28 protein-coding genes and 3 pseudogenes are annotated in these 24,184 nt (G+C 72.4%); 14 read left to right on the top strand and 17 right to left on the bottom strand.

Annotated elements, in window-relative coordinates; all coding sequences use genetic code 11:
* Window position 1: 1 nt before the first annotated feature.
* Window positions 2-1,075, bottom strand: a complete 1,074-nt coding sequence (locus HN013_RS23025) for an ABC transporter permease (protein ID WP_171169247.1) — start codon at window positions 1,073-1,075, stop codon at window positions 2-4.
* A gap of 196 nt (window positions 1,076-1,271) precedes the next feature.
* Here HN013_RS23025 and HN013_RS23020 point away from each other — a divergent pair, with 196 nt between their 5' ends.
* Window positions 1,272-2,078 carry an SDR family oxidoreductase gene (locus HN013_RS23020; RefSeq protein WP_171169244.1) on the top strand — a complete coding sequence of 269 codons (807 nt, stop codon included), beginning with the start codon at window positions 1,272-1,274 and terminating at the stop codon, window positions 2,076-2,078.
* A gap of 49 nt (window positions 2,079-2,127) precedes the next feature.
* Here HN013_RS23020 and HN013_RS23015 read toward each other — a convergent pair whose 3' ends face one another.
* From HN013_RS23015 to HN013_RS23005, 3 genes are all read right to left on the bottom strand, one after another.
* Entirely contained in the window at window positions 2,128-2,607 is a 480-nt protein-coding gene (locus HN013_RS23015) for a DUF5709 domain-containing protein (protein ID WP_171169242.1), read from the bottom strand.
* Window positions 2,608-2,790: 183 nt separating this feature from the next.
* Window positions 2,791-2,994, bottom strand: coding sequence for a hypothetical protein (locus tag HN013_RS23010; protein ID WP_171169240.1), 204 nt, complete (start codon window positions 2,992-2,994; stop codon window positions 2,791-2,793).
* A 251-nt stretch (window positions 2,995-3,245) separates the two neighbouring features.
* Complete coding sequence (locus tag HN013_RS23005) at window positions 3,246-4,331, bottom strand: YihY/virulence factor BrkB family protein (protein ID WP_171169238.1); 1,086 nt, start codon at window positions 4,329-4,331, stop codon at window positions 3,246-3,248.
* Here HN013_RS23005 and HN013_RS23000 point away from each other — a divergent pair.
* On the top strand, window positions 4,330-5,208 hold the full coding sequence (locus HN013_RS23000; protein WP_171169236.1) for a DUF72 domain-containing protein: 879 nt from the start codon (window positions 4,330-4,332) through the stop codon (window positions 5,206-5,208). The genes HN013_RS23005 and HN013_RS23000 overlap by 2 nt on opposite strands.
* 15 nt (window positions 5,209-5,223) lie before the next feature.
* Here the strand turns inward: HN013_RS23000 and HN013_RS22995 are convergent.
* Window positions 5,224-5,463: pseudogene (locus HN013_RS22995) on the bottom strand (LysR family transcriptional regulator); the annotation flags it as partial.
* Between the two features lie 4 nt (window positions 5,464-5,467).
* Here HN013_RS22995 and HN013_RS22990 point away from each other — a divergent pair.
* Window positions 5,468-5,674 (top strand): annotated as a pseudogene (locus HN013_RS22990) (HEAT repeat domain-containing protein); the annotation flags it as partial.
* Window positions 5,675-5,856: 182 nt separating this feature from the next.
* Here the strand turns inward: HN013_RS22990 and HN013_RS22985 are convergent.
* The 4 genes from HN013_RS22985 to HN013_RS22970 form a co-directional block, all read right to left on the bottom strand.
* A complete protein-coding gene (locus HN013_RS22985) occupies window positions 5,857-6,309 on the bottom strand; it encodes a hypothetical protein (protein ID WP_171169235.1) in 453 nt (150 codons plus the stop codon).
* A 324-nt stretch (window positions 6,310-6,633) separates the two neighbouring features.
* The gene (locus tag HN013_RS22980) at window positions 6,634-7,737 is read right to left on the bottom strand and encodes a glycosyltransferase (protein ID WP_312018692.1); all 1,104 of its coding nucleotides are present in this window, start codon (window positions 7,735-7,737) and stop codon (window positions 6,634-6,636) included.
* Between the two features lie 144 nt (window positions 7,738-7,881).
* Window positions 7,882-8,226: a hypothetical protein gene (locus HN013_RS22975; protein WP_171169231.1), complete on the bottom strand. Its 345-nt coding sequence runs from the start codon at window positions 8,224-8,226 to the stop codon at window positions 7,882-7,884.
* A 20-nt stretch (window positions 8,227-8,246) separates the two neighbouring features.
* Window positions 8,247-8,480, bottom strand: coding sequence for a DUF5133 domain-containing protein (locus HN013_RS22970; protein ID WP_171169229.1), 234 nt, complete (start codon window positions 8,478-8,480; stop codon window positions 8,247-8,249).
* Between the two features lie 321 nt (window positions 8,481-8,801).
* On the opposite strand from HN013_RS22970, the gene HN013_RS32445 reads away from it, so the two are divergent.
* Window positions 8,802-8,948: a hypothetical protein gene (locus HN013_RS32445; protein WP_212764689.1), complete on the top strand. Its 147-nt coding sequence runs from the start codon at window positions 8,802-8,804 to the stop codon at window positions 8,946-8,948.
* A 169-nt stretch (window positions 8,949-9,117) separates the two neighbouring features.
* Here HN013_RS32445 and HN013_RS22965 read toward each other — a convergent pair whose 3' ends face one another.
* Window positions 9,118-9,609, bottom strand: a complete 492-nt coding sequence (locus HN013_RS22965; RefSeq protein WP_171169227.1) for a hypothetical protein — start codon at window positions 9,607-9,609, stop codon at window positions 9,118-9,120.
* A 71-nt stretch (window positions 9,610-9,680) separates the two neighbouring features.
* Window positions 9,681-10,193, bottom strand: a complete 513-nt coding sequence (locus HN013_RS22960; RefSeq protein ID WP_171169225.1) for a hypothetical protein — start codon at window positions 10,191-10,193, stop codon at window positions 9,681-9,683.
* A 99-nt stretch (window positions 10,194-10,292) separates the two neighbouring features.
* Between HN013_RS22960 and HN013_RS22955 the strand changes: the two genes are divergently transcribed.
* Window positions 10,293-12,551, top strand: a complete 2,259-nt coding sequence (locus HN013_RS22955) for a hypothetical protein (RefSeq protein WP_171169223.1) — start codon at window positions 10,293-10,295, stop codon at window positions 12,549-12,551.
* Entirely contained in the window at window positions 12,548-13,474 is a 927-nt protein-coding gene (locus tag HN013_RS22950) for a hypothetical protein (RefSeq protein WP_171169221.1), read from the top strand. The genes HN013_RS22955 and HN013_RS22950 overlap by 4 nt, the downstream gene beginning before the upstream one ends.
* 192 nt (window positions 13,475-13,666) lie before the next feature.
* Here HN013_RS22950 and HN013_RS22945 read toward each other — a convergent pair whose 3' ends face one another.
* Window positions 13,667-14,107: a MerR family transcriptional regulator gene (locus HN013_RS22945; RefSeq protein WP_171169219.1), complete on the bottom strand. Its 441-nt coding sequence runs from the start codon at window positions 14,105-14,107 to the stop codon at window positions 13,667-13,669.
* Between the two features lie 54 nt (window positions 14,108-14,161).
* Between HN013_RS22945 and HN013_RS22940 the strand changes: the two genes are divergently transcribed.
* The 3 genes from HN013_RS22940 to HN013_RS22930 all read left to right on the top strand — a co-directional run bounded on the left by HN013_RS22940 (window position 14,162) and on the right by HN013_RS22930 (window position 16,972).
* Complete coding sequence (locus HN013_RS22940; protein WP_171169217.1) at window positions 14,162-15,163, top strand: oxidoreductase; 1,002 nt, start codon at window positions 14,162-14,164, stop codon at window positions 15,161-15,163.
* 102 nt (window positions 15,164-15,265) lie between these two features.
* Window positions 15,266-16,054 (top strand): 3-hydroxybutyrate dehydrogenase, encoded by a 789-nt coding sequence (locus HN013_RS22935; RefSeq protein ID WP_171169215.1) that lies wholly within the window; start codon window positions 15,266-15,268, stop codon window positions 16,052-16,054.
* Between the two features lie 561 nt (window positions 16,055-16,615).
* On the top strand, window positions 16,616-16,972 hold the full coding sequence (locus HN013_RS22930; RefSeq protein ID WP_171169213.1) for a DUF6355 family natural product biosynthesis protein: 357 nt from the start codon (window positions 16,616-16,618) through the stop codon (window positions 16,970-16,972).
* Between the two features lie 85 nt (window positions 16,973-17,057).
* Here HN013_RS22930 and HN013_RS22925 read toward each other — a convergent pair whose 3' ends face one another.
* A complete protein-coding gene (locus HN013_RS22925; protein WP_171169211.1) occupies window positions 17,058-17,249 on the bottom strand; it encodes a TauD/TfdA family dioxygenase in 192 nt (63 codons plus the stop codon).
* A 163-nt stretch (window positions 17,250-17,412) separates the two neighbouring features.
* Here HN013_RS22925 and HN013_RS22920 point away from each other — a divergent pair, with 163 nt between their 5' ends.
* The 5 genes and pseudogenes from HN013_RS22920 (at window position 17,413) to HN013_RS22900 (ending at window position 21,184) form a co-directional block, all read left to right on the top strand.
* Complete coding sequence (locus HN013_RS22920; protein ID WP_171169287.1) at window positions 17,413-18,522, top strand: dispase autolysis-inducing protein; 1,110 nt, start codon at window positions 17,413-17,415, stop codon at window positions 18,520-18,522.
* Window positions 18,523-18,615: 93 nt separating this feature from the next.
* A pseudogene (locus HN013_RS22915) lies at window positions 18,616-18,762 on the top strand (phosphotransferase); the annotation flags it as partial.
* Complete coding sequence (locus HN013_RS22910; protein ID WP_312018691.1) at window positions 18,759-19,364, top strand: HD domain-containing protein; 606 nt, start codon at window positions 18,759-18,761, stop codon at window positions 19,362-19,364. The pseudogene HN013_RS22915 and the gene HN013_RS22910, both read left to right, overlap by 4 nt.
* Window positions 19,365-19,457: 93 nt before the next feature.
* Complete coding sequence (locus tag HN013_RS33200) at window positions 19,458-20,537, top strand: hypothetical protein (protein ID WP_249375276.1); 1,080 nt, start codon at window positions 19,458-19,460, stop codon at window positions 20,535-20,537.
* On the top strand, window positions 20,534-21,184 hold the full coding sequence (locus HN013_RS22900) for an HAD family phosphatase (RefSeq protein ID WP_171169209.1): 651 nt from the start codon (window positions 20,534-20,536) through the stop codon (window positions 21,182-21,184). Before HN013_RS33200 ends, HN013_RS22900 begins: the two co-directional genes overlap by 4 nt.
* Before the next feature lie 16 nt (window positions 21,185-21,200).
* Here the strand turns inward: HN013_RS22900 and HN013_RS22895 are convergent, their stop codons facing one another.
* From HN013_RS22895 to HN013_RS22880, 4 genes are all read right to left on the bottom strand, one after another.
* A complete protein-coding gene (locus tag HN013_RS22895; RefSeq protein ID WP_171169207.1) occupies window positions 21,201-21,875 on the bottom strand; it encodes a polysaccharide deacetylase family protein in 675 nt (224 codons plus the stop codon).
* A gap of 55 nt (window positions 21,876-21,930) precedes the next feature.
* A complete protein-coding gene (locus tag HN013_RS22890) occupies window positions 21,931-22,143 on the bottom strand; it encodes a DUF4190 domain-containing protein (protein ID WP_171169205.1) in 213 nt (70 codons plus the stop codon).
* 136 nt (window positions 22,144-22,279) lie between these two features.
* The gene (locus HN013_RS22885; RefSeq protein ID WP_171169203.1) at window positions 22,280-22,444 is read right to left on the bottom strand and encodes a hypothetical protein; all 165 of its coding nucleotides are present in this window, start codon (window positions 22,442-22,444) and stop codon (window positions 22,280-22,282) included.
* A gap of 229 nt (window positions 22,445-22,673) precedes the next feature.
* Complete coding sequence (locus tag HN013_RS22880) at window positions 22,674-24,119, bottom strand: amino acid permease (RefSeq protein WP_171169202.1); 1,446 nt, start codon at window positions 24,117-24,119, stop codon at window positions 22,674-22,676.
* Between the last annotated feature and the right edge of the window lie 65 nt (window positions 24,120-24,184).

The following is a 24,184-nucleotide window of genomic DNA, read 5'->3' as shown; positions in this document are numbered from 1 at the left end:
GTCACGCGGACGGCGACCCGGGCTCCGGCTCCTCCACGAGCCGGTCCCCCAGCTCCCGGCCGCCGGGATGCCGGTGGCGCCACACCCAGAACACCGTGGTGGACACCGCCGCCCACACCGCCAGCACGGCGAAGGGGAAGAGCTGCTGGTGACCCCGGAAGTACACCGCCGCGTGCTGGGCGTTGACCGAGGCGCCGGGCGGCAGCCAGCGGCCGATCTCACCGAGGGGCGAGGGCAGCAGCGGCCAGGAGACGGCACCGCCCGACGACGGGTTGCCCAGCAGCACCATGAGCCCCCACGTCGGCAGCATCGCCCAGCGGCCGAACAGGGTGTTGAACATGGTGAAGACCATGCCGCTGGTGAACATGGTCAGCCCCAGGATGAACCACGACTCGCCGAAGGGGAGCCGGAGCGCCCCCAGCCCCCAGTCGACGACGGCCGCGATGGCGAAGCTGCCGAGCGCCGAGAAGGCGACGGTGAAGGCGACCCGTTCCGCGGGATCGAGCGAGCGGGCGTGGACGCTGAGCTGGATGGCGCCGACGAAGCCGAGGATCACCGCCGCGAGGGTGATGTAGAAGAGGGCGAGCCCGCGCGGATCCCCGGGTTGCAGCGGGTTGATGTCGGTGACCGTGACCCGCACCCCGATCGCGTCACCGACCTTCGGCGCGGTCTCGCCGAGCAGCTGGGCGACGGTGGCCCCGGAGGCCCCCGAGACGTCCAGCGCCGCACCGTGCGGCGGCACCGGCCGCAGGATGGCGTACACCTTCTGCTCCTCCACGGCCTCGCGGGCCTCGGCGTCGCTGTCGTAGTGGTGCAGTTCCAGCGACGCGTCGAGGGCCCGCTCCATGCCCTGGACGAACTCCACCCGCTTGATCTCCGACGTGGGCACCCCGGTCACGGCGGTGGGGATGCGGTGCGGGGTGGGATTGGCCATGGCGTAGGTGTACGAACCGGCGAAGAGCCCGGCCGCCGCCGACACGATGAGGACGAGCACGGTGGCCGGCAGGAAGGGCGATCGCCGGAACCGCTCCCACGGACCCGGCTCCTCTTGCGGACTCCGGTCTTCCGTTCCCATGACCGCCACCCTACGAGGCGGGTGATCGAACGGCTCCGCGGGGTCCCGGCGGCTCCGCCGTGCGGGTGATCCTCCGGCACCGGCTCATCGCGGTGCGCGCCGCGGGTACCCGGCGGCGCCTACCGGGCCGGCGTGCGGCGCCGCGAGCCGGGTACCCGCCCCGCGGAACACGGCGGGACGAGAGGAGAACCCGGCGATGAGCACGCACCCGGACGCCCCCCGCGTCGCGGTCGTCACCGGCGCGGACTCCGGCATCGGCCGCGCCACGGCCGTACGCCTGGCCCAGGAGGGCCTGGACATCGGCATCACCTGGCACAGCGACCGGGAGGGCGCCGAGCGGACGGCCGACGAGGTACGGGCCCTGGGGCGCCGCGCGGCGCTCGCCCGGATGGACCTGACCCTGCTCCCCGATGCCGCCGACGCCGTCGACCGGCTGGCGGACGAACTCGGCCGGATCGACGTCCTGGTCAACAACGCGGGCACCGGAGTGGTGACCGCCTTCCTCGACACCCCCCACGAGACGGTCCGCCAAGTGATCGACGTCGACCTCGTCGGCCCGTTCCTGTGCGGACAGCGCGCCGCCCGGCGGATGATCCGGCAGGGGGACGGCGGCAGGATCGTCAACGTGACCAGCGTCCACGAGCACCAGCCGCGCGTGGGCGCGGCACCCTACTGCGCCGCGAAGGGCGGACTGGGCCTGCTCACCCAGGTCATGGCCCTGGAACTGGCCGAACACGGCATCAACGTCAACGCCGTCGCGCCCGGCGAGATCGCCACCCCCATGACAGGCCAGGAGGACGTCGACGTCCACCGGGTGCGGCGGCCCGGGGTGCCGGTCGGCCGGCCGGGCGACGCCCGCGAGGTGGCCGCGGTGATCGCCTTCCTCAGCGGACCGGACGCGAGCTACGTCACGGGCGCCTCGTGGAGCGTGGACGGCGGGATGCTGCGCATGGGGCCGCAGGCGGGATCGCACCTGAGGGACGATTCCTGGCGCCGGGCGTGACACCGGAGCCGCGGGCACCGGAATCACCGCTACCGAGCGTACCGGTGCCTCACTCCTCGAAGTCGTCGGGCAGCCCGGCGGGCTCCTCGGGCACCACGTGCATCGCCGCCTCCTCGGCGGACGCCGCCCCTCCGTTGACGCCGACGTCCCGCGCGTAGATGTCGTTCGCCCGGGGCGGCATCAGATCGATCGTGGCCGTGAGCCTGCCGGCGCGCTCGTCACCGGCCTCCTCGTCCACGGGCTCCCCGTCACGGGGCTGGTCCCCGATGCCGTCACCGTCGGGGACGGCGACCTCGGGCAGCTCCTCGGCGAGCCGCTGTTCCAGGCTCTCGCGGTCGTGCTGCTCACGGGCCGTGGTGCCGTGGCGGGTCACGGCCAGGGGCCTCTCCGGCGGCGAATAGCCCTCGTCGAGCATCTCGTCGAGGCCGTCGCCGTCGAGCGCGTTCTCCAGGTCCAGGTCGGACGGGTTGTCCCGGGTATCGGAACGCACCGGCTGGTAGACCTCGTCACCCATCGCGTCGTCGGACATGCTGCGCTCTCCTTCCTCCTGCGCGGCCCCGCAGCGACGTCACCTCCAGTCTCCTCCGTGCGGCTGCCCGGCGCTCCTCGGGCGGAAACGCCCGGGAAACCGCGGGGCGGGGGAGGGCCGCGTGCCGTCCGCCCCGCCCGGGTGAGACCGCCCGGCGGTCGGTGCCCGTAGCGGGGCCGCCGCTCAGTGACCGCGCCGGGCCGGGCCCTCGTGCTTCCTCCGCCGCCGACCGTGCTGGACGGAATCCTGCGCCCCCGTGTTCGGCGTCATGGCGTCGGCCGCGTCGCGCTCGTGCCGCTCGTCCGGCCGCGCGATGACGTCCTCGATCTCCTCGATCGCCTCGTCGGCAGCCGTCCGGGGGTGCTTCTTGTCGTCCGTGTCCTTCATGCGCGCTCCTCCGCCTGGTCGTCCGGGGGCCGACGGCCGCATGGCCGCGTGGCCGCCGCGGTCGGGGTGATCCGGGCCGGTCACCGGCCCACCGTCCCGGGTGCCCGGCCTGCCGCCCGGCATGCGCGCGCGGCGGTGCCGCTTGTGCGGGCGGTCCTTCTCCGTCCGCCCGCGGCCCGATCCGGACCGGGAATCGCCAGGCCGTCCGAGCCGGGCGGCGGCGGGGGGAGAGGCGGACGGACCGGGGCCCGTCACCCCGCTCCGTCGCTGCCGGCCGGCCAGGTACTGGTGTCGCGCGGGGGCACATACGGTTCCTCGCCCGCGGGATGGCCGCCGAGGATCGCGCGCTCCCGGGCCAGTTCGGCGTCGAACTCCAGGCCCAGCAGGATCGCGAGGTTGGTGAACCACAGCCACATCAGGAAGATGACCAGTCCGGCGAATGTGCCGTAGGTCTTGTTGTACGAGGCGAAATGCGCGACGTACAGCGCGAAGCCGGCGGAGACCGCCATCCAGAGGAGCAGGGCCACGAAACTGCCCGGCGTCACCCAGCGGAAACCGCGCCCCCGCACATTCGGCGACGCCCAGTACAGCGTGGCGATCATGACGATCACCAGCAGGACCAGGACGGGCCATTTGACGATCGACCACACCGCCAGCGCCCCGTCCCCGACACCCAGCGCCGTCCCCGCCTGCCGGGCGAGGCCCCCGGTGAACACCACGATCAGCGCGCTCGCCGTCGCCAGCAGCATCAGCACCACGGTCACCGCGAGACGCAGCGGAGTCAGCTTCCAGACCGGGCGGCCCTCCCTGATGTCGTAGACCGCGTTCGAGGCGCGGATGAACGCCGCCACATAGCTCGACGCCGACCACAGGGCGCCCAGCAGGCCGACCACCGCCAGCACGGAACCGGTGCCACCGCTCGCACTCGCCTGGCGCACGGCGCCGGTGAGGATGTCGTGCACCGGACCGGGGGCGATGTGCTCCATGTTGGAAAGGACCTTCTCCGCCGCGGCCCTCCCGGCGACACCCAGCAGGGACACCAGCACCAGCAGCGCAGGGAACAGGGAGAGCATCGTGTAATAGGTCAACGCGGCCGCACGGTCCGCCAGTTCGTCGTCACCGAACTCCTTCACCGTGCGCCGCAGCACCGACCACCAGGACCGGCGGCGCAACTGCGTCGGCTCGTCCGGTGCCCTCCGCTCCACGCCCGGTCCGGGCCCGGCCCTGTCCTGTGGCTCTGTCGCTGTCACGCACAACGGATAACCGGTAACGGGGAGTTCAACCGCACCGACGGGACGTGCGGCCCGGCGGCCCCGACGGGGTAGCCGCCTCCGCATGGAGAAGTACCTCGTGGGCACCTGTTCCTGGACGGATCCCGCACTGCGGGGCAGCGGCTGGTACCCGCCGGCCGCACGCGACGATCCCGGGGAGCGGCTGCGGCACTACGCGACCCGGTTCCCCGTCGTGGAGGTCGACGCGACGTACTACGGGCTGCCCAGCGTGCGCAACAGCCGGCTCTGGGCGGAGCGCACACCGGACGGATTCGTCTTCGACGTCAAGGCGTTCGCCGTGCTGACCGGTCACTCCACCCGCCTCGGCGCACTGCCGCCCGACCTCCGTCCGGCGGGCCCCGCGCAGCGCCGGGTGGCGCCCGCCCAGCTCCCGCACGGGGTGACGGACGAGCTCTGGCAACGGTTCACCGGCGCCCTGCGGCCGTTGTGGGAGGCGGGGCGGCTGGGCGCGGTGCTGCTCCAGTTCCCGCCATGGGTACGGGCCGGGGAACGGGCGCACGCCTTCCTGGCCGAGTGCCGCAGGCGCGCCGGCCGGCTCCCGCTCGCCGTCGAGTTCCGGCACCCGGGCTGGCTCGGGCCCGGCGAACGCCACCGCACGCTGCGGGTCCTGCGGGCCCACCGGATGTCCCTGGTGGCCGTGGACACCGCCCAGGACGTGCCGGACGCCATGCCGCCCGTGGCCGCCGTCACCCGGCCCGAACTGGCGGTCGTCCGGTTCCACGGACGGTCCGCCGCCTGGGGCACGGGCGGGAAGGAGGAACGGTACCGGCACGCGTACACGGCAGCGGAGCTGGCTCCCTGGTCGGCCAGGATCCACCGGCTGGCGGGGGAGGCCGAGCAGGTCCACGTCCTGTTCAACAACTGCTGCGGTGACGCGGCGGTGCGTTCGGCGGCGGTGATGCGGGAGCTGCTGGAGCGGTGAGGGGTGCGGTGGCGCTCAGTCGTGGTACGCGGCGATCGCGATCCGTACGAACGAGCGGATCAGCGAGTTCGTGTCACCCGCCGGCCACGCCACCACCAGCCGGCTCGGCGGCATGTCGAGCAGCGGCACCACGGTGAGCCCCTTCGCCGGCTCGTGATCCAGCAGACTCACGCCGACCGTGCCGTTCCAGAGAACGGCTTGCCGGCATTCCTGAACGGCCCGCACCACCGGCCCCTCACGACGCTCCTCACCGTTCCGACTGCACTGGTTCGGACTGCGCCGGCGGGGCCCGCTCGCCCAGTTGGGCCGCCTCGCCGCCCACCCCGACCCCGGGGTGCGGGAGGACCTGGTGCGGGCGGTTGCCCGCTGGTCCACCCCTGGGGTCACCGAGCTGCTGGACGGCCTTGCCGACGACCCGCACCCGGACGTCCGGGAGGCAGTGGAGCCGGCCCGCGCTTCGCAGTGACCACCACCCCCTTGGACCCTTGGATCGATTCTCGTCGATGCCTCTGCGGGCGATGCGGCGGCAGACCCTGCTCACGCAGCCGTCAGCCGGCTCACCCGTAAGCCCGCGCCCATACGCACCGTCCGGCCCCCGGGCAGAGCCGGTTCGGACGGCGCGGGAGCGAATGGCGTCAGGACGAGCCGTCAGGTTGTCGACAACCGGTCTCCGAGCCGGTCCAGCCCTTTCTTGATCATTTGCCCGTATCCGTCATCACCGAGTGCACCAATCGCAGCACGTCCGCGCGCGAGGTGATCGCGCGCACGATCGAGGTCGCCGAGCCTTCGGTAGACGTCTCCGAGATTGAGGTGCAGGGACGGGTAGAAACCGGCCACGGAGCCGGCGACGCCTGCTTGCTGCATCCGCTCGTCCGTGATCAGGTCCGCAGCCTCCAGCGCCCGCAGGTCCCAGACCAGTTCTTCATGCGGATCGTCTTGGACATCGGCCATTGAGTGGGCGAGTACACAGCGATGGAGCGCATCGCCGGTAGCGCCGATCACATCCCAGAGGCCGGAGAACAGGCGGCCGGCGGCTTCCCGCTCGCCGCTGTGGCTCAGCTCGATGCCACGGCCGATCTCCGCCAACATCGGGTCGGTCATCTGGTCTCCTCAATCCGGGCGGACAACAGTGATCGCCGAGGGTAGAGCCGGCCACTGACATTGACGCGGGAGGCGGCCGTATGACTGTCGAGGCGCGAGGCCGCATCCCGCGAATCCGCGTTACGGGACCGGCGTGGTCATCAGGGTAAGCCGCAGGCCGGGGCCGGGCCGAGGCGCGAACTGGCCCTCATCGACCGGATCCTGGTGACCGTGGTCCGCCTGCGGTTCCAGCCCCCGCATCCCGCGCTCGTCGATCATCACCTGGGCCATCGGAGAGATCCGCCGCGCCACAAACCGAAGGGCGACGCGTCGAGCGCAACCTCGTCAAAGGCTGTCCCGTAGTTCCGCGAGGTCGAGCGGTGGCAGCTGTGACAGCTCGGCCTCGGCGGCGCTCATGGCGGTGCCGTAGTGCGAGGAGCCGAGGAGGGCCGTCATGGCGTCGGCGATCTCGCCGCGCGTCGCGGTGAGGTCCAGCGCACGGCCGAGGCCGCGCCGGGCGAACGTGGCGGCGTTGGCGGGCTGGTCGAGAAGAACGCCCATGCCCAGGAGGGGCGTTGAGCCCTGCACCGCGTCGAGCAGGGATGCTCTGCCTCCGTGCGTCACGAACAGGTCGGCGCGGCGCAGGAGCGCGGGCTGCGGGACGTGCTCGACGACCCTGATGCGAGGGTCCGCGCTCGGCAGGTGCGCTGCGAGGTCGCCCGCGGACACGATCGCGTCGCAGTCGATTCCGGAGAGTGCGGCCATGATCTCCCGGTAGACGTTCCCGACGACGGTACGGAGATCGGGCATCGCGGTGGTCGAGGTACCGAGGCTCACGTAGACGAGCGGGCGGAGGGGGACGGAGCGTTCCAGCCACTCGGGGAGGGCGGTCCGGAATTCCGCGACCGTGCGCCGGACCGCGCGCGCCGAAGGCGGGGGCGTCCCGTAGAACCACTGAACCGGCGCGGGGGTGAGCATCGGGGGGAGTGTGGGAGTGTCCTGCTCGTACTGTTTGCAGAGGGGAAACAGCGCGGGCGGGACGTCGGTGTCCCAGAGGTCGAGCAGCACCGGGCCGAGGCCGTTGTCCGCTGCGAGCAGGGGCAGTTCCAAGATTCTGGCCGCGAGGTGCGCGCCGGGATCGCTGCACTCGGCGATCACCAGATCGGGCCGCTCCCGTGTCCACGCGGCGAGCAGGTCAGGGACCTTCGCCTCGGCCTGTGCCGGCCAGAGGTGACCGAAGACGTACCGGTTGAAGGGGCCGTTTCCGGATCCCTTCCAGATCTCGCTCGCCGCCTGCTGAACGACGGGATCACAGGTCCAGTTCGTTCCGGCGCTGTGGAACTCCAACCCGCGCTGCCTGGCTTGGCGGCGGAACATGTGGGAGGCGTGGAGCGCGACATGGTGGCCCTGCTCAAGGGCCGGGGAGATGACGTAATCCAGGGCGGACACATGCGAAGGTATCGGCTCAGCGGTGATCGCTATCCGTAAAGGCACGGATACTCCAAGGGATTTCATCGGTGCGGGACGTGGTGACCCGATCGCTCCCAGTATCCCGAGTCAGGCATTTAGTCCGTATTCGCGCGGCGACCGCCCTCAGGGAAGTCCACGTCCCATGCTCGCCGACCCGCGGTTACGGCCCTTGGTATCCCACCACTCCTCCAACAGGGTGTGGACCACGTGCACGAGCTGCCGCAGCCGATCGTGGTCGGGAGAAGGGGAGACGAAGACGTCCGCGAAGGACTTGTCGGCCCATGGCAGGGTGAAAATCCAGCGCTCGCCCGGGTGGTCTCGACGTATCACGGTGAGCTGGTAGGTCAGTGTGACCGTGCGGTCAGGGTGGTAGTCAACCGCCAGGTCGGAGACGTCGAAGGTGAGCTGTCCGTCTCCTGTGGTGTAGGAGTTCGCCAGAGCACGCTCGGCCGGTGTCTGTGCGGACATCCACACCACGAATTCCTCTCTCATTCACCTGCTGCGAGCAGGGAATCGTCCCGCACCCGGGCACCCGGCAACCGGTAGCGCGCGGCGATCAGCGCCGCGTCGACGTCTCCGGTGCCGGTCGCCAGGCAGAGCAGATAGGCGACGTCGTCCAGGCGTTGCCGGGCCTCCGGGTCACCCGATTCCGCGTGCAGCAGGTCGAGCGTCGTGTACTGCTCCACGAGATTCTCCAGAACAGCCGGGTGAGCCATCAACACGGCCACTACTTCCTTTCACCGATTTTCCCTGTGGGGTATCCACGTCCGCGTCCGCGGTGATCGAGCTGCTACCCGGGACCGTGCGCCTCATGCGACAACGGTGGCGATTGCGACGTACGACGCACCGGCGGGATCCGGCGCGCGGCGACACCGGGCCGTGCTCCAAAGCGCCCCGCCCCCGGCGCCGACGGACGGTGTTCCTGGAGGCCGCGGCTGCCATGCTGGACTACGGTGGGCGCGATCTGTCACACCGGCCCGGCGACCACCATCGACCTCCTGCTGTGCCTCGATCGAGCACGGCGGGAGCCACGATGAGGGGAAGTGAGGGAAACCATGGAGATCGAGGTCCTGGAACTTCAGGAGCTGCCCGAGACCGACGAGCAGAGCCTGGATCCGATGATGTGCTGCGACACCATTTTCACCACCGACCGGACGGACGGGTGCACGGAGCCGCCCCGCTGTAACTAGAGGGACGGGAAGAGCGCGACGGGTCGCCCCGGTTCTCCGTGGCTGGCTGGCTGGCTGGCTGGCTGGTCGTTCGGCACGCACACCGGCCGCGGAGAGTCGGCGGAGAGCCGCGGGAAACACACGTCACCCCGGCCGACGGCGGCCACGGACCACGAACCGACGAGTGGCGTCAGCCGCCGGTCCTGAACGCGCCGGCGGGCCACACGACATCGACGGCCAGCCCGGCCGAGCGGGCGGCGGCCACGGTGTCCGCCGTACCGCCGCCGCGGCCCGTGGGAGCGCTGCCGTCCCAGACGGCTACCAGACGGTCCGCGCCCCGGAGGAGGCGGTGGTTGGCCGCTTCGTAGGCGGCGCGGCCCGCGTGCTCGTACGGCATGACGAGCACGTCGGCGGCGGAGCCGCGGAGGGCGTCGAACGCGGCGAGGTCGGCGGGATGGACGACCGCGTCCCGGTAGTCGCGGGAGGGGATGATCACCGACAGGCGGCCGCCGAGGGAGAGGACCTCCTCGGCGAAGAGGGTGTCGGCGCCGCGGGCCAGACAGGAGCGCCCCACCAGGGCGTCGTCCCGCAGGCCGGCCAACAGCTCGCGGAGAGCGGCGCGCACCGGTCCGGCCGCCTCGGCGGCCAGGTCCATGTGGCCGGTGACGGCGATCGTGACCACGCGGCAATCCCCTTCCGGCCCCGGCGATGTGCCCACCACCCTATCGGTGCGGGCATGACGGGCGGCGGCGGTCACAGCAGGACGCCGACGAACCCCAGGACGTAGGCCACGACGAAGAGGAGCGGGATCCATCGCTCGACGCGGCTGAGCGGCAGGTAGACGCGCCAGTCGCGGCCCTCGCCCAGGGCGCGCCACTCGGCGGCCACGAAGGCGCGGGCCGGCAACCGCTCCTCGAAGGCCCCTATCACCGCGAACTTGCCCCTGTTCAGCTGCTGGTAGGACCTGACGGTGAACCACCAGGTGGCGCACATGCCCAGCAGGACCAGCAGCGCCGCGAGGGCCAGGACGACCGGGACCTCGCGGTGGCGTTCCGGGGACAGCCAGACGCCGAGGAAGGCGAGCAGACCGCTGTGGAGGGTCAGGAAGAAGGTGTTGGCGAGATTGCGGCGGGCGCTGACCCGGTCGGCCATTTCCACGCACAGCTTGTACTGCTCGAAGACCGCGGCGTGATACGTCGCGGTCGCGCCCTGGTAGTCGTTCGCATCAATGCCTTCGTTCCACAACGAGTCGCCAATTCCGGCCATGGTGGTATCTCCCCGCGGTTACACTCGCCGAATCTTCGGAAAAGGTACGCGCGTTGACGTGATGTTATGGCCTGACGGGCCGGTGAGGGAGGCGAGCTCGTGCGCCGGAGCGGGGCGGATCCGGACACCGGCTATCCGGGTGATCCGGGCGATCCGGGTGAACCGGGCGACGACGCCGAGGCGCTGATGTCGGTCCCTCCGGAGAGAATTCGAAGGCAGCCGCGGCTGCTGTACGCCCGGCGGGCGGACGAGGTGCCCGCCAAGGCACTCGCGTACGCGCGGGACGGGACGACCCGGACGTACGACGACATCGCGTACCGCTATCTGTGCGCCTGCCCGCAGGTTCCCTTCCTGGGCGTCGAGACCCTGGCGGGGCTCGCGGTGCGCGAACGACGGGAGCGGCGGATGAGGCCGCCGGACGACGTGACCCGGCTCGCCGAGCAGCGCGACTACCTGGCGCACCGCCACCTCGTTCCTCCCGACGGAACGGGCCGGGTCGCCGTCGAGCGGGGGCTGCTGTACGTCATGGCGGAACCCGGGGGAGAGATCGTGGGCAGGTTCCCGCCGGCCGTCCCCAACCGCACGCTGGACGATATCGCCCAACCGGCGGACGTACGTCCCCAGCCCGCCGGACGGCTCTCCCGGCACCTGGCCGACTCGCGGTGGCTTCCCCTGGACGCGCTCATCGGGTACGGGCGCTTCCCGGCGATGCGCGAGGCGGGACCACGGCTGGCGCGGGGTATCGGCCCGGGCTGTCATCACGTGTTCGTATCGCACCGCTGGATGGACGCCGAACGGCCCGACCCGGACGGGATACAGGCCCGGCTGATCGCCTGGCACCTCGTCGCCGCGCTGTGCGAGGCCGTGCGCGTCGCCCACCGGCGAGGCCTGCACACTCCCCGCCGGTGGGCGCGTGCCCCGATGAACATGCCGGTCGGGACGGCCGGTTCGGACCTGGCGGAGAGCCTGCTCGTCGGCGTCCTGAGGGAGAACCTGGACGAGGCGTCCCTGGAGCCGGTGGCCCGGGAGGTCGAGCGGGTCGACGTGGACGAGATCGGGACCGGGGCGGCCCGGGCGGCCGACGACGCCGGCCCGGACCGCCTGCGCGCCCTGCTCGACACCGTGCCCGCGTTGCGGCCGCTGCTGCGGCGGATCCGGCTCTGGTACGACTACAGCTGCGTTCCGCAGGCCCCGCACACCCCCGAAGAGCAGGTCCTCTTCCGGCGGACCCTCGCCTCGTTGCCCCTGTTACAGGCGGCCGGGCGCACGCTGATCCTGCTGGACGACGTCGCCGACTACCTGGGCCGCGCCTGGTGCGGCCTGGAGGCGGCGACGTCGCTGAAGCAGACGGTGGGCGAACGTCCCGACGTCCTGTTCGTCGCCGGAGCGGCGCGGCAGCCGGGCCCCGTCACGGACTCCGAGTCCTTGAGGAACCTGGTGCTGGACCGGCAACTCGTCGTCTGGCGCGGGTTGCTGGACACCGAGCTGTTCCGGTCGCAGACACGCGAGGAGTGTCTGCGACGGCTCGGGCTGTCCATGACGGACCCCCGCGACCTTCCCCACATCTACGACCGGATGCTGTCTGTGTCCGTGCCGAACGGCCGTATGAGCCGGCAGGCCCTGGTCACGGGCGTCGTACCGCTGCCGGACCTGGGCGGGGGCCGGATGCTGATACCGGCGCCCGACTACCAGGACAGCCAACCGGTCGACGGCCGACGGCCGTTGCGGGTGATCGGCTCCCTCGACTGGTGGGGCGGCCTGGACCTCAGGCGCTTCACACAGGAGAGGCGCGCCGACGCCGGACCTCCCGACGTACCGCCGTACTGGAGCCTCCCGAACCCGGACCCGAATCCGGACCCGCATCCGAACGCGAACCGGAAGGGCGGCCCGCCCCGCTGCCACGTCGCGGTCGTGGCCGAATGCGAGGGGGAGGCCGCACTCATCTCCTCCTGGGTACGACAGCAGCGCGCGGACCTGGAGAAGCTGCTGCATGTCACGGTCGTCTCGGGGAGCTGGACGGCGGTGGACCCCGTCCCCGTGGGGCACCTGCCCCACGGGCGGCTGCGGGCCCGGCCGGTCCGGGCCGACGTGTGGGTGGTGGTGGGAAAGTCCGGCCCGGTGTCGAACGGTGTCGGCCAGGCGCTGTGCAGGGTGGCGCACGAGGCGCGCCTTCCGACCGTCACCGTGTCCCTGGACCTGTCCGCGGAGAACGTGGCGCAGGTCGTCGGCGACGTGGCACCCGGCGCGCCGCACAGTGCCGTCCTGTCCGGGTGGACGGACGGCCACGAGCACCGGGCCGGGCTGCTGTACATGCACCTGTACCGCCATCTCCTGCAGTGGGGAGCCCCGGTCCGATGAAGATGAAGGTGCCGCACGTCGGGGACCACATCGACGGGGAGCTCGGGCGGATCCTGTGGGCCCTCAGCGTGGCCGACCGGACCGGTGACGACGCCGGGTTCCGCGCGCTGTGCCGGCGGCACGCCGCCGAGCTGGACGCCCGTTGCGACGCGTGGCTGCGGGCTCCAGGGGAGCTCCTGGACGCCATGCGCCGGGACATGGACGCCATGCGTCCCTACCTGCGCACCGTCCGGCGGATCGCGTCCGAGCTCGACCTCCTGGGCCGTCCCGGCGCCGAGCGCCGTATGGCGGGAGCCGACGCGCCGGGGAACCCCCTGGAGCGGATCCACGAGGCGGACGTCCTTTTCGAGGAAGGGGAGTTCGAGGCCGGCGAGGCACTGCTCCGCGACGTGCTCGACGGGATCGTGGCCGAAAGCGCCCTGGCCTCCGGTATCCACAGCCGCCTCGCCGACTACGCGCTCGCCCGGGACGACCTGGAGACGGCCGCCGAGCACGCCCGCCGCGCCCACGGCCTGGCGCTGCGGGCGGGGGAGGGGCGCGCGGAGGCGACCGCCGCGGTGCTGGACGACCTGCTCACCGCCCGCGAGCTGCGGCGCGGCACACCCGACGCACAGCAACTCGGGGCCTGTCGGGAGACACTGACGTCGGCTCAGAAACTCAGCGACCGGGCATGGTTCGCCGAGAGCAACCGCGTCCTGCGAGGGCTCCTCGCCGAGCTGGACACCCTGCCCCGGGAGGCGTCCGGCCGCCGCTTCCTCGGCAAGCTCTACGGCTTGATGGGACTGAACCACTTCCACGAGGGCGACCGCGACCGGGCCAGGAGGTGGACGCGCAGGGCCCTGAACGAGTGCCGTCGGCGCCGGGACCGCGTCGGCGTGGAGGTCTACACGGCCAACCTGAAGGAGATCGGCCGTGGAGGGTAGCCGGGCGGGCGGTGTTTCCGTCCGGCTTGCCCAGGCCGCGGCACGCGCCGCGACCAGGGACATTCGACGCTTACCCGTACGTTGCAATGCCCCGCGGGCCTTTCACCGACGGGATCCCTTGGTCCGGGCCGCACCGTTCGGGCGCCCGGACGGATCAGATGGCAGGGGAGGGGTATCCGGGGACGGCCGAGGTCAGGGGACGGTCGGGGGAGTCGGCGCGGACGGCACGGGTGACCAGAGGCCGGCGGCCGTACCCGCCCGCACGTGCTCCTCGTAGGTGACGACCTTCCCGTGGATGATCTCCAAGTCGGCCTGCAGGGCGGCGATCCGGGCGCGCACCTCCCGCTCGTGCTCCCGGAGCAGCGCCAGCCGCTCGTCCTCGTTCCCCGGGCCCGAACGCACCAGGTCCGCGAAGCGCCTGACGGTCGCGACGGGCATGCCGGACGCGCGGAGCCGGCCGCAGAGGAGCAGCCAGTCCACGTCCGCCTGTTCGTACACCCGCTGCCCGCCGGAGGTGCGGTGCACGGGCCGCAGGAACAGCCCCTCGCGTTCGAAGAACCGCAGGGCGTGCACGCTCATCCCGGTGGCTTCGGCGACCTTGCCGATGGACAGGTTCCCCGCACTCTCGTTCATGCCGCCGAAGCGTAGCTTGACCTCGCCTGCACTCCAGCTTTTAGCGTCATGGTCATGAACACACCGCACAATGTGACGGACCGGTGGCGGCTGCAGCGCCCGATCGGGTCCGGATTCGGAGCCGCCAGCACCGCCGACGACGTGCTCGCGGACCTCGACCTCACGGGCATGACCGCTCTGGTCACCGGCGGCGCCTCGGGCCTCGGCCTGGAGACGACGCGCGCCCTCGCCCGGGCGGGCGCCCGGGTGCTCGTCGCCGTCCGCCGGCCGGCCGCCGCGGAGGACGCCGTGCGTGCCGCGCTCCCGGCCGGTCTCCACACGTCCGTCGAACTTCACGGACTCGACCTGGCGGACCAGGGCGACATCCGGACGTTCGCCGACGGGATCCTCGCCGCGGGCCGCACTCTCGACATCCTCATCGCCAACGCCGGCATCATGGCCTGCCCCGAAACGCGGACCGGCCCCGGCTGGGAGGCCCACTTCGCCGTCAACCACCTGGGCCACCACAGCCTCGTCAACCGCCTCCGCCCGGCACTGAACCCCGCCGGGTCCCGAGTGGTGACGGTGGCCTCGTCCGGGCACTTCCTCTCCGACATCCGCTGGCACGACCCGCACTTCCACGAGGGGTACGACGGATGGCTGGCCTACGCCCAGTCGAAGACCGCCAACGCCCTCTTCGCCCTCCACCTGGACACCCTGGGCGCGGACAGCGGACTCCGGGCGTACTCGGTGCACCCCGGCAGCATTCTCACCTCGTTGCAGCGGCATGTCCCCCGCGACCAACAGATCGGCCAGGGCTGGATGTCCGAGGACGGAGTGCCGGCAGCAGGCTTCAAGTCCCCCGCGCAGGGCGCGGCGACGGCCGTGTGGGCGGCGACCTCGCCCCTGCTGCTGGAGCGCGGCGGCGCGTACTGCCAGGACTGCGATGTCGCCGGGCCCGCCACCGGTGACGACATGCTCGTCGGCGGTGTGAAGCCGTGGGCGGCCGACCCGGAGGCGGCGGCTCGGCTGTGGGAGCTCTCCGCCGGTCTCACGGGGGTGGACGCCTTCGCCTGACCCTGCCCGGGGGCAGCACGGGCGCCATTTTCCATGCGTCCTGCCGCAGTTGGGGCGGGCGGTACATCGACCGGCCACGCCCCTCCTGCCTACGCTGCCCCCATGACCTCACCGCCCACCACCCCACCGGACCGGGCCCTCCACGGCCGTACCGCCCTCGTCACCGGAGCAGCGAGCGGCATCGGCGCGGCCTGCGCCCTGCGGCTCGCCGCGGCGGGAGCCCGCGTCCGCGCCCTGGACCGCGACGCCCCGGGGCTCACAGTGCTCGCCGCGCGCGCGGAGCGACTTCCCGGAACGGTCGGGACCGTCGTCCTCGACCTCACGGACCTCGACGCGGCCGAGGACGCCGCGGCCGGGGCCGACATCCTCGTGAACAACGCGGGGATACAGACGGTGCGCCCCCTCCACGAGTTCCCGCCGGAGGCGTTCCACACCGTCCTCACGGTCATGCTGGAGGCTCCCTTCCGGCTGATCAGGGGCGCGCTGCCGGGGATGTACGAGCGGGGCTGGGGGCGTGTCGTCAACATCTCGTCCGTCCACGGCCTGCGGGCCTCCGCGTTCAAGTCGGCCTACGTCGCCGCCAAGCACGGGCTGGAGGGCCTGTCCAAGGTCACGGCACTCGAAGGGGCGCCGCACGGAGTGACGTCCAACTGTGTGAGTCCCGGATACGTCCGGACCCCACTGGTCGAGCGGCAGCTCGCGGACCAGGCCGCCGCGCACTCCGTCCCCGTGGAGCGCGTGCTGACCGACGTCCTGCTGGCGGACTCGGCGCTGAAGCGGCTCATCGAACCGGAGGAGGTGGCCGAGGCCGTCGCCTACCTCTGCGGCCCGTTCACCTCGTCGGTCACGGGCACGACGCTGGTCCTGGACGGTGGCTGGACCGCCCACTGACCCGGGCACGGCGTGATCACCGCGCCCTCGCGCCGGGTGCCCCGGCGCGTCAGGACGACGGTGACGGACCGGCGCGCACCGGCCCGCGGCGCCGGCAGCAGCACAGCGGAACAGGAGGGACCCATGAGCCGTTCCGCCCCCTCCGCCGAGGCGTTCCCCCTCTTCCTCGCCCGGCTCGACGCCGCCGCCCATGCCGCCGGCTATCCGTTCGCGGCGGCGAACGCCTACGCCCTGGCGCTCGCCGGACAGGACACGGCGTTCGGCCGGGAGGAGCGGCGCCGGGCGGCCTGCGGCCGGCTCGCCAGGGGCCGGCCGGGAGCCTGGAGCGGGCCGCCGCGTGACGCGTCGGACGGCCGGGAACAGGGGAACGGGAGTTCGGGACCGGCAATGTCGTTCCGTCCCTTTCGACCCTCTTCGAAGCGGCTGGTGACACGGTCCCCGACAGGCCACTCTGGCGTCGTCCGAGGCAGAGTCCAGAGGCGGGGCGAGGGCACCCAGAGGGCACTCGAAGGGCACTCAAGGGCCTTCCCCCGCACGCCTCCCCCACGAAGGAGACGACGCATGAAACTCCGTGCATCACGTGCCGCCACGACGACCCGCCGCGGCGCCCGGCTCGGCCTTGCGGCGGCCGCGCTGGCCGGCGCCCTCGCCTGCGCGACAGTCGCCCCGGCCACGGCCGCCCCCGAGCGGATCCAGGGCTGCGGCTGGAACGAGAGCCGCGGCGGCGAGCGGGCCTACTACGAGCACTGCGCCACGAACACCAACGTCTGGATCCAGGTCAAGCGGTGGCCCCGGTCCAACTACCACCGCTGCGTTGGGCCGGGCCGCACCAACCTGGACGCCGACGCGACCGGCGCCTGGTACGACAGCAACTACCGCGGCGGACTCTGCTCCCACCCCGGGGACACCGGACCCTGACGGATCTCCCGCCGTCATGGCCGGTGACGGAGGGCCGTTCACCCTTCTGCGGGTGAACGGCCCTCCGCGTCTTTCCGATGATGCGTCAAGTCTCGTGCCGCTGCCCGTCGATGGCGATCATCCGGCCGTGGCGGCCGTTCGGGAAGCACTCCCGGACCGCGTGGTGCTGCACACAGCGGTTGTCCCAGAACACCAGCGCGTTCGGCGTCCAGCGGACCCGGCAGGAGAGCAGCGGGATGTGGGCGATGGACCACCGACGTCGCGGCGCACGGCCCATGCCGTCCGGACAGGACCACAGACGGTAAACCTTCCGTCAAGCGCCTTTCTGGACAGGAAGAATGGCGCTCAATCATGTTCTGCCCCGAAGGTCCGCGCCGATAGAACGTGATCGTCAGCAACACCTCGTGTCTGTGCCCCACAAGGGAGAGATCGTGAAGCGGATGGGATGGGCCGTCACCGCGGCCGTCGCCACCTTCGTCCTCGCTCAGTCGCCCGTCGCCCAGGCGGCAGGCCCCGCCGGCGGCTGGACGGCCCCGTCGTGCACCCGGGTCACCGGTGACGGATCCGTCACCTTCACCGCCGACGACGGCGCCACCGTCGCGCCGACCACCGGCACCCTCAAGTCCGTCAGCTACACCCACGGACTGGTCGCGCTGGACACCCCGAACACGCTCCTCGCCACCCACAACAGCGAGTTGCAGCGCTCGACCGACGCGGGCTGCACCTGGACGCGGATCGCCACCCTGGACAGCGGCTCCACCTGGCTGACCGCCGCGCCCGGCGGCCGGGCCTACGCCTGGGAGAAGAGCGGCCGCTACCTCGCCCGCGTCGACGGCGGGAACGTCACCAAGCTCACCTCGCCCACCGGCGACATCATCGGCGTGGGCACCGACAAGGCGCGCCCCGGACACCTCCGGCTCGCCGGCAGCGACGGGCAGCTGTTCGACTCGACGGACGCCGGTGCGAGCTGGAAGCCGGTCGGCAAGCTCGCCTTCGGCGAGGAGGCGAGCGTCTACTCCGTGACGTTCGACCCCACCGACCTGAACCACGCCGTCGCGGGCGGCATGGCGACCGGCGGCGCGGTGACCACCGACGGCGGAGCCACGTGGATCCCGTCCACCGGTCTCTCCGCCACCCCGGGCGGCAACGCGAACCTCTTCTCGGCGGTCCTCTCCCCGGCCGACCCCTCCGTGGTCTACGCCCTCGGCATCGACCTCGTCGAGGCCGCTCCCAGCTCGGGCGCCGAGGGCCGCCACCTGTACCGGTCCACCGACGGCGGCCGGACCTACACCCGGATCGTCGACGACACCCGGGACACCGAGCTGACCAACAGCACACTGCTCGCCCCGAGCCCTGTGGACCCGAACGTGCTCTACTTCGAGTACGGCACCTACTTCCAGGGCTACGGGACCGACCTGTACCGGTACGACGCGCGGACCGGCAAGGTCACCAAGTCCCACAACGCCTTCGACGGCATCTCGGCCATCGCCTTCAACCCGGCCCAGCCGAAGGTGATGTACCTGGGCCTGGAGGAGGTCCGGGTCGACTGACCCGGCGCCCCGCCCGCCCCGTCCGTCCCCGCACCACCCCGGCGGGGCGGACGGCGTACGGCCCCCGGAAATCGGTCCGCTCTCCCGGGGGCGCCGAAGGCGCTCAACCACGGCGACTTCTGCACCCCCAACACCCTGTGGCACGACGGCGAGGTCACCGCGCTGCTCGACTTCGAGTTCGCCCCCGTAGCCTCCGTCTCCGTCCGTCCCGCGAAGCGCGTCCCTACACTGACGCGGTGAAGCGATCCGACGCCCTGTCCCGAGCCCTGCACGCCCCCGCCGACCCATCGTTGCCGCCGCTTCCGTCCGCGGTGGGGGACCTGCTCCACGCGCTCGACGCCCCGCCACGGCTGGCCGCCCACCTGCGTGCCGTTCACGACGTGGCGTGCCAACTCCTCGCGTGGCTGGAGGACCGCCACCCGGACGTCGTCGTCGACCGCGAGGCCGTTCTCTTCGGAGCGGCGACCCACGACATCGGCAAGACGGTGCACGTCACCGAACTGACCGGTCCTGGATCGGCACACGAAGAGGCCGGACGGGAACTGCTGCTGGCCCACGGGTTCGCCCCGGAACGGGCCCGCTTTGCCGGCACCCACGCCTCCTGGACGGATCCCGGCACGACGCTGGAAGACCTGCTGGTGAGCACGGCCGACAAGGTCTGGAAGAACAAACGCGTCCCGGAACTCGAAGACCTCCTGATATCGCGGCTGGCCGGGGCGACGGGCCGAGAGCACTGGGAGGAATACCTCGCGCTCGACGAACTGCTCGGCCGTATCGGCGAGGGAGCCGACGACCGGCTCGCCTTCCAGTCGTCCTTCCCGGTCCACGTGCCACGGACGTGATACCGGGGGCGGCCCGGCCGGTCCGCCGCCGGGCGGAGGCGGACCATCCGTGCGGCCGACGTCTCCGCCCGGTGCGGGTGCGAAGTTGAGCGCATGTCTGACGTTGCATACCCGACGAAAAGGTTCGCCTGGGGAGAACGGTGGTCCGCGGACCCCCGCCGTCCCGGCCGGGCCACCTTGTACTGGGCCGTGGCGCACGGCGGCTTCGCCCTCGCCTCCGCGCTGGACGCGCCGCTCTCCGGGCTCAACGGCGGCCGGGGGCCGGTGGGGCTGGGGTGGTTCGCCTTCGGGGCGGCCGTACTGGCGGGCGCGGGGGCCGTGGCCGTGCTGCGGGGAGACGGACGGCCCGCTGTGCGGGTGGTGCTCCGGGTGGCCTGCGGACTGTCCGTGCTCACGGCGTTCGCCCTGCTGATGGACGTGGTGACGCTGCTGTTCGGACAGGGCGTCGACGATCCTCCCGTCACCGTCCTGCGCGTGCTGGGAGCGCTGGGCGCGGTCCTGCTCGCCGCCACCGCCCACGCGCACCGGGCCGTCGCCCATGGTTCCCGCCGCCGGGCCGGAGCATTGACCAGGCCCCGGCCGTCGCCGGCGTCGCGCCGCGTCCACCTGGCGGCGTACGGCGGGACGGCGGCCTTCCTCCCGTACGCGGCGATGAAGCTCACGTGGGTGCTGGGCGGCACGTTCGCCGGGACCAGCGGCGCGGAGATGCACGCCGCCGCCGAGCGCAACGGGGCCTCCGGGCTCTGGCTCACCCTGGAGTCCTGGGGCGTGGACGGCACCGTGCTGCTCGCCGCGATCGGCGTGTTCCTGCTCTTCGGGCTCGTCCGGCCCTGGGGACAGGTCTTCCCCCGCTGGACGCTCGTCCTGAGCGGCCGGAGGGTGCCGCGCTGGCTGCCGCTCACCCCGGCCGTCCTCGGCGCGGCCACCCTGGTGCCCTACGGGATCGCCGGGATCGGCTATCTGACCCTCGCCACCGCCGGCGCGGTGGACATCCGGCGCGGCGACTTCGCCTCTTCGGCCGATGCCCTGCAGGTGGGGTGGATCGGATTCGGCGCCTTCGCCGGCTACGGCGTCGCCCTGCTGATCGCCGCCCGCTCGTACTGGACGCGCACGCGTCCCGTCCCGGCCTCCGGAGCCGACGGGGGGCGGGTGCGCGCTGGCCTGACGCGATGATCGATCCCATAGGCCTTGTCATCTTCGACTGCGACGGTGTCCTGGTGGACAGCGAACCCCTCGCCGTCCGCGTGAACGTCGCCCTCGGGGCGGAGCTCGGCTGGCCGTTGACCCCCGCCGAGGTGATCGAGAGGTTCGTCGGACGGTCCCACACGTCCATCGCCGAGCAGATCGCCCTCCGGCTCGGCGCCGAGGGGGCCGCGGTGTGGACGGAACGCTTCGCGGAGCTCCTCCGGGAGGCCATTGACCGGGACATCACCCCCGTCGAGGGCATCGTGGGAGCACTGGACCAGATCACCCTGCCGACGTGCGTCGCCTCCAGCGGCACCCACGAGAAGATGCGCCACACGCTGGGACGCACCGGCCTCCACGACCGGTTCGCGGGGCGCGTCCACAGCGCGCCCGAGGTCGCCCGGGGCAAGCCCGCGCCCGACCTCTTCCTGCACGCCGCGGCACGGATGGGGGTCGACCCCGGCGCCTGCGTCGTCGTTGAGGACAGCAAGTACGGCGTCCGGGCCGCCCGCGCGGCCGGCATGCGCGCCGTCGGCTACGCCGGCGGTCTCACACCGGCCGCCTGGCTCGAGGGCCCGGACACGGTGGTCATCGAGGACATGCGCAAACTCCCGGCTGTGCTCGCGGAGTTCTGATGTGTCGGGCCGCCTCCTACCGCACGTACCTCCCGAGCGGGGCGGGTGTGAGGCCTGCCTCCCGTGCGGCGTCGAGGGCGCGGGTGAGGTCCGCGGCCAGGGTCGGTGTGAAGTGCAGCAGGACGATGTCCCCCCGCCGGAGCCGGGGCACCGGCGGGGGAGTGTCGGTCCAGGTCGTGAAGTCGTGCGTCCAGGTGACCAGGGCGCGGACGCCGCACCGGCGCGCGGCGGCCCGGGTGGTGTCGTCGTGGTGGCCGAAGGGCGGGCGCAGCAGGCCGGGCGCCCGTCCGAAGACGGGGGCCAACCGGTCGCGGGCCGCGCAGATTTCCTGCCGCTGGGCCGCGGCATCGAGGGTCGGCAGGTCGGGGTGGCCGACGGTGTGGTTCCCGACGGCGGACCGGCGGCCCCCGGTCAGCTCGCGGAAGTATCCGGGGTCCTGGTCGACCGCGCCGGGGAGCGGGAACAGCGTGACCGGTACCCGGCGGTCGCGCAGGATCCCGGCCGCCGCCGGATCGCGGTACCAGCCGTCGTCGACGGTGAGGAAGACGACCCTGTCGTGGGTCGGCACCCGGGAGACGACGGGCGGCAGCGGCCGCCCGGCACCGTGGGCGGCGGCGGAGCCGAACGGCCCCGCGAGCACCACGAGGAGCAGGAGGGGGAGAAGGCGGGCGAGTGCGCGGCGTCCTGACATGACCGCATGGTTGGTTCAGACCAACAAGGTGTCAACCATGCGCCCACCGGCGGCCTCAGAACGCCCAGCTGGGTGTGCCCTCCGCCACCGAGAGCACCACGAACACCACCAGACCGACGACGCCCAACGTCATGCCCAGCCAGGCCCGGAATCGACGGGTGGTGCCCCGGGCCAGGGCGGCGGCGCCCAGCGCGATGGCGCACGGGCCGAAGACGACATTGGCGATGAGCAGTCCGAGCAGGCCCGTCACGAACGACGTGACGGCCATGAAGTCGGCGTTCCGTCGCCGACTGCTCCGGTCGGGGCGGCTTGCGCGGTCCGCACGGCCGGTTCGGGGCTCCGCGGCGGTACGCGTGCGGTCACGGGTGTCGACGGGCGAGAAGAGGTTCATGATGTGGGCCCCCTCACCGGTTCCGCCGGTGCGCCCGGCGTTCCCGTTCCCGTACCGCGAAGACGCCCAGCCAGGCGAGGATCGCCGCTGCGGAGACGAGGGTCACGGGCAGCGGCACATGGGCGGCCGTCCCGGTCAGGACGCCGAGCAGAAAGAGGGCCAGGACAAGGAAGAACATGTCGGTCCTTTCTCTCGTGCTGTCGAAGGATGGGCCCGCGGGGTGACGACGTGGTGCGTGGCGCGTCCGATGCGTCGTCACGAATCGATCTCTGGAGGGGCGGCTGCCCGGAGGTCCGCCCGCTATTCCTGTGACGTGCCCTACGCGGGGCCGCCGGGCGCCGCGCGCGGACGCCGGAGGCCGGTCCCCGCTGCGGGCGGGAACCGGCCTCCGGCGGAAGGACGGGCGGTCAGCGCCTCCCGGTGCGCTGCCGCAGCCGGCCGACGACGGCCAGGGCCAGCGCCAGGCCGCCCGTGAAGTACAACTGCACCCGGGTGCCGGCGTCGAGGGTCATGAGGACCAGCACCCCGGCCACCCCGGCCAGCGTCACCCAGGTCAGGTACGGGAAGCCCCACATCCGGACCACCAGCTTCTCCGGGGCCTCGCGCTCCAGCCGGCGGCGCAGCACGAGCTGGGAGACGGCGATGAAGCCCCACACGACCAGCACGACCCCGCCGACCATGTTGAGCAGCCAGGCGAAGACCGTGGTGGGCCACCAGAAGGAGAGGAGGACGGCGAAGAACCCGAACGCGGACGACGCGAGCACCGCGCGGCGCGGGATCCCGCCGGAGACCTTGCCCAGGAACGCCGGGCCCTGCCCCCGCGAGACCAGCGAGTAGGCCATGCGCGAGGAACCGTAGATGTTGGCGTTCATCGCCGACAGCAGCGCGACGAGGACGACCGCGTTCATGATCTGGCCGCCGCCGGGGACCCCGAGCCGCTCCAGCACGGCCGCGTACGGGCCGTGCTCGGTGACGGCCCCGTCGTTCCAGGGGATCAGCGTGACGATCACCAGCATCGAGCCGACGTAGACGATGCCGATCCGCCACATCGTCGTCCGGACGGCCTTGGCCACCCCGCGCACGGGGTTCTCGGACTCGGCGGCGGCGATGGTGACCGTCTCCAGACCGCCGTAGGCGGCGACCGAGGCGAGGAGCCCGATCATCAGTCCGTCCATGCCGTTGGGCAGGAATCCGCCGTCGTGCAGGAGGTGCGCGGTGCCGGGGGAGTCGCTGCCGGGCAGGACGCCCAGGACGGCGAGTACGCCGAGGCCCAGGAAGAGCGCGATGGCTCCGATCTTCAGGGCGGCGAACCAGAACTCGAACTCGCCGAAGCGCGAGACGGAGCCCAGGTTGGAGCCGCAGAACACGGCCATCAGGGTCAGCACCCACAGCCAGGACGGAGTGCCCGGGAACCAGCCCTGGAGGATGTGGGCCGCGCCGATCGCCTCGATCGCCACGCCCACCACCAGCAGCGTCCAGAACATCCAGCCCGCGGTGAAGCCCGCCCACGGACCGATCGCACGGTCGGCGTGGACGGAGAACGAGCCGGAGGCGGGGTTCGCGGCGGACATCTCGCCGAGCATGCGCATCACAAACATCACGAGCAGGCCGGAAACGGCGTACGCGAGCACGATCGAGGGCCCGGCGGCGGCGATGCCCGCGCCGGAGCCGACGAAGAGGCCCGCGCCGATGACCCCGCCGAGAGCGATCATCGACAGGTGCCGCTGCTTGAGGCCGTTCGACAGCGGGGAGCCCTGCTGCCGCGGGCCGTCGGCCGGCCCGCTGCCGGTGGACCGGCTGCCCGCGGGCGGGCTGTCGGAGGGCGGGGAAGGGGGTGTCAGTGTCCGGCTCATGGTCGCGCCTGTCCAGTATGCGAGATCGGGAGGTCTCGATTATGGGCAAACGGGTGAAGGGGTGA

Source organism: Streptomyces sp. I05A-00742 (assembly GCF_013055795.1).
In the GTDB taxonomy this organism is placed as follows: Bacteria; Actinomycetota; Actinomycetes; order Streptomycetales; family Streptomycetaceae; genus Streptomyces.
This window is presented reverse-complemented; position numbering and strand designations above follow the sequence as displayed.

Excerpts from the sequence above, each read along its gene's own strand:
- HN013_RS22940 (WP_171169217.1), top strand. The coding sequence starts at position 14,162 with ATGAACACACCGCACAATGTGACGGACCGGTGGCGGCTGCAGCGCCCG.
- HN013_RS33200 (WP_249375276.1), top strand. The coding sequence starts at position 19,458 with ATGTCTGACGTTGCATACCCGACGAAAAGGTTCGCCTGGGGAGAACGG.
- HN013_RS22880 (WP_171169202.1), bottom strand. The coding sequence starts at position 24,119 with ATGAGCCGGACACTGACACCCCCTTCCCCGCCCTCCGACAGCCCGCCC.
- HN013_RS22935 (WP_171169215.1), top strand. The coding sequence starts at position 15,266 with ATGACCTCACCGCCCACCACCCCACCGGACCGGGCCCTCCACGGCCGT.
- HN013_RS22890 (WP_171169205.1), bottom strand. The coding sequence starts at position 22,143 with ATGGCCGTCACGTCGTTCGTGACGGGCCTGCTCGGACTGCTCATCGCC.
- HN013_RS22985 (WP_171169235.1), bottom strand. The coding sequence starts at position 6,309 with ATGACCGACCCGATGTTGGCGGAGATCGGCCGTGGCATCGAGCTGAGC.
- HN013_RS23000 (WP_171169236.1), top strand. The coding sequence starts at position 4,330 with ATGGAGAAGTACCTCGTGGGCACCTGTTCCTGGACGGATCCCGCACTG.
- HN013_RS23010 (WP_171169240.1), bottom strand. The coding sequence starts at position 2,994 with ATGAAGGACACGGACGACAAGAAGCACCCCCGGACGGCTGCCGACGAG.
- HN013_RS23020 (WP_171169244.1), top strand. The coding sequence starts at position 1,272 with ATGAGCACGCACCCGGACGCCCCCCGCGTCGCGGTCGTCACCGGCGCG.
- HN013_RS22960 (WP_171169225.1), bottom strand. The coding sequence starts at position 10,193 with ATGGCCGGAATTGGCGACTCGTTGTGGAACGAAGGCATTGATGCGAAC.
- HN013_RS22895 (WP_171169207.1), bottom strand. The coding sequence starts at position 21,875 with ATGTCAGGACGCCGCGCACTCGCCCGCCTTCTCCCCCTCCTGCTCCTC.
- HN013_RS22930 (WP_171169213.1), top strand. The coding sequence starts at position 16,616 with ATGAAACTCCGTGCATCACGTGCCGCCACGACGACCCGCCGCGGCGCC.
- HN013_RS23015 (WP_171169242.1), bottom strand. The coding sequence starts at position 2,607 with ATGTCCGACGACGCGATGGGTGACGAGGTCTACCAGCCGGTGCGTTCC.
- HN013_RS22950 (WP_171169221.1), top strand. The coding sequence starts at position 12,548 with ATGAAGATGAAGGTGCCGCACGTCGGGGACCACATCGACGGGGAGCTC.
- HN013_RS22900 (WP_171169209.1), top strand. The coding sequence starts at position 20,534 with ATGATCGATCCCATAGGCCTTGTCATCTTCGACTGCGACGGTGTCCTG.
- HN013_RS22920 (WP_171169287.1), top strand. The coding sequence starts at position 17,413 with ATGGGATGGGCCGTCACCGCGGCCGTCGCCACCTTCGTCCTCGCTCAG.
- HN013_RS23005 (WP_171169238.1), bottom strand. The coding sequence starts at position 4,331 with ATGCGGAGGCGGCTACCCCGTCGGGGCCGCCGGGCCGCACGTCCCGTC.
- HN013_RS22945 (WP_171169219.1), bottom strand. The coding sequence starts at position 14,107 with ATGAACGAGAGTGCGGGGAACCTGTCCATCGGCAAGGTCGCCGAAGCC.
- HN013_RS22925 (WP_171169211.1), bottom strand. The coding sequence starts at position 17,249 with ATGGGCCGTGCGCCGCGACGTCGGTGGTCCATCGCCCACATCCCGCTG.
- HN013_RS22885 (WP_171169203.1), bottom strand. The coding sequence starts at position 22,444 with ATGTTCTTCCTTGTCCTGGCCCTCTTTCTGCTCGGCGTCCTGACCGGG.
- HN013_RS23025 (WP_171169247.1), bottom strand. The coding sequence starts at position 1,075 with ATGGGAACGGAAGACCGGAGTCCGCAAGAGGAGCCGGGTCCGTGGGAG.
- HN013_RS22975 (WP_171169231.1), bottom strand. The coding sequence starts at position 8,226 with ATGTCCGCACAGACACCGGCCGAGCGTGCTCTGGCGAACTCCTACACC.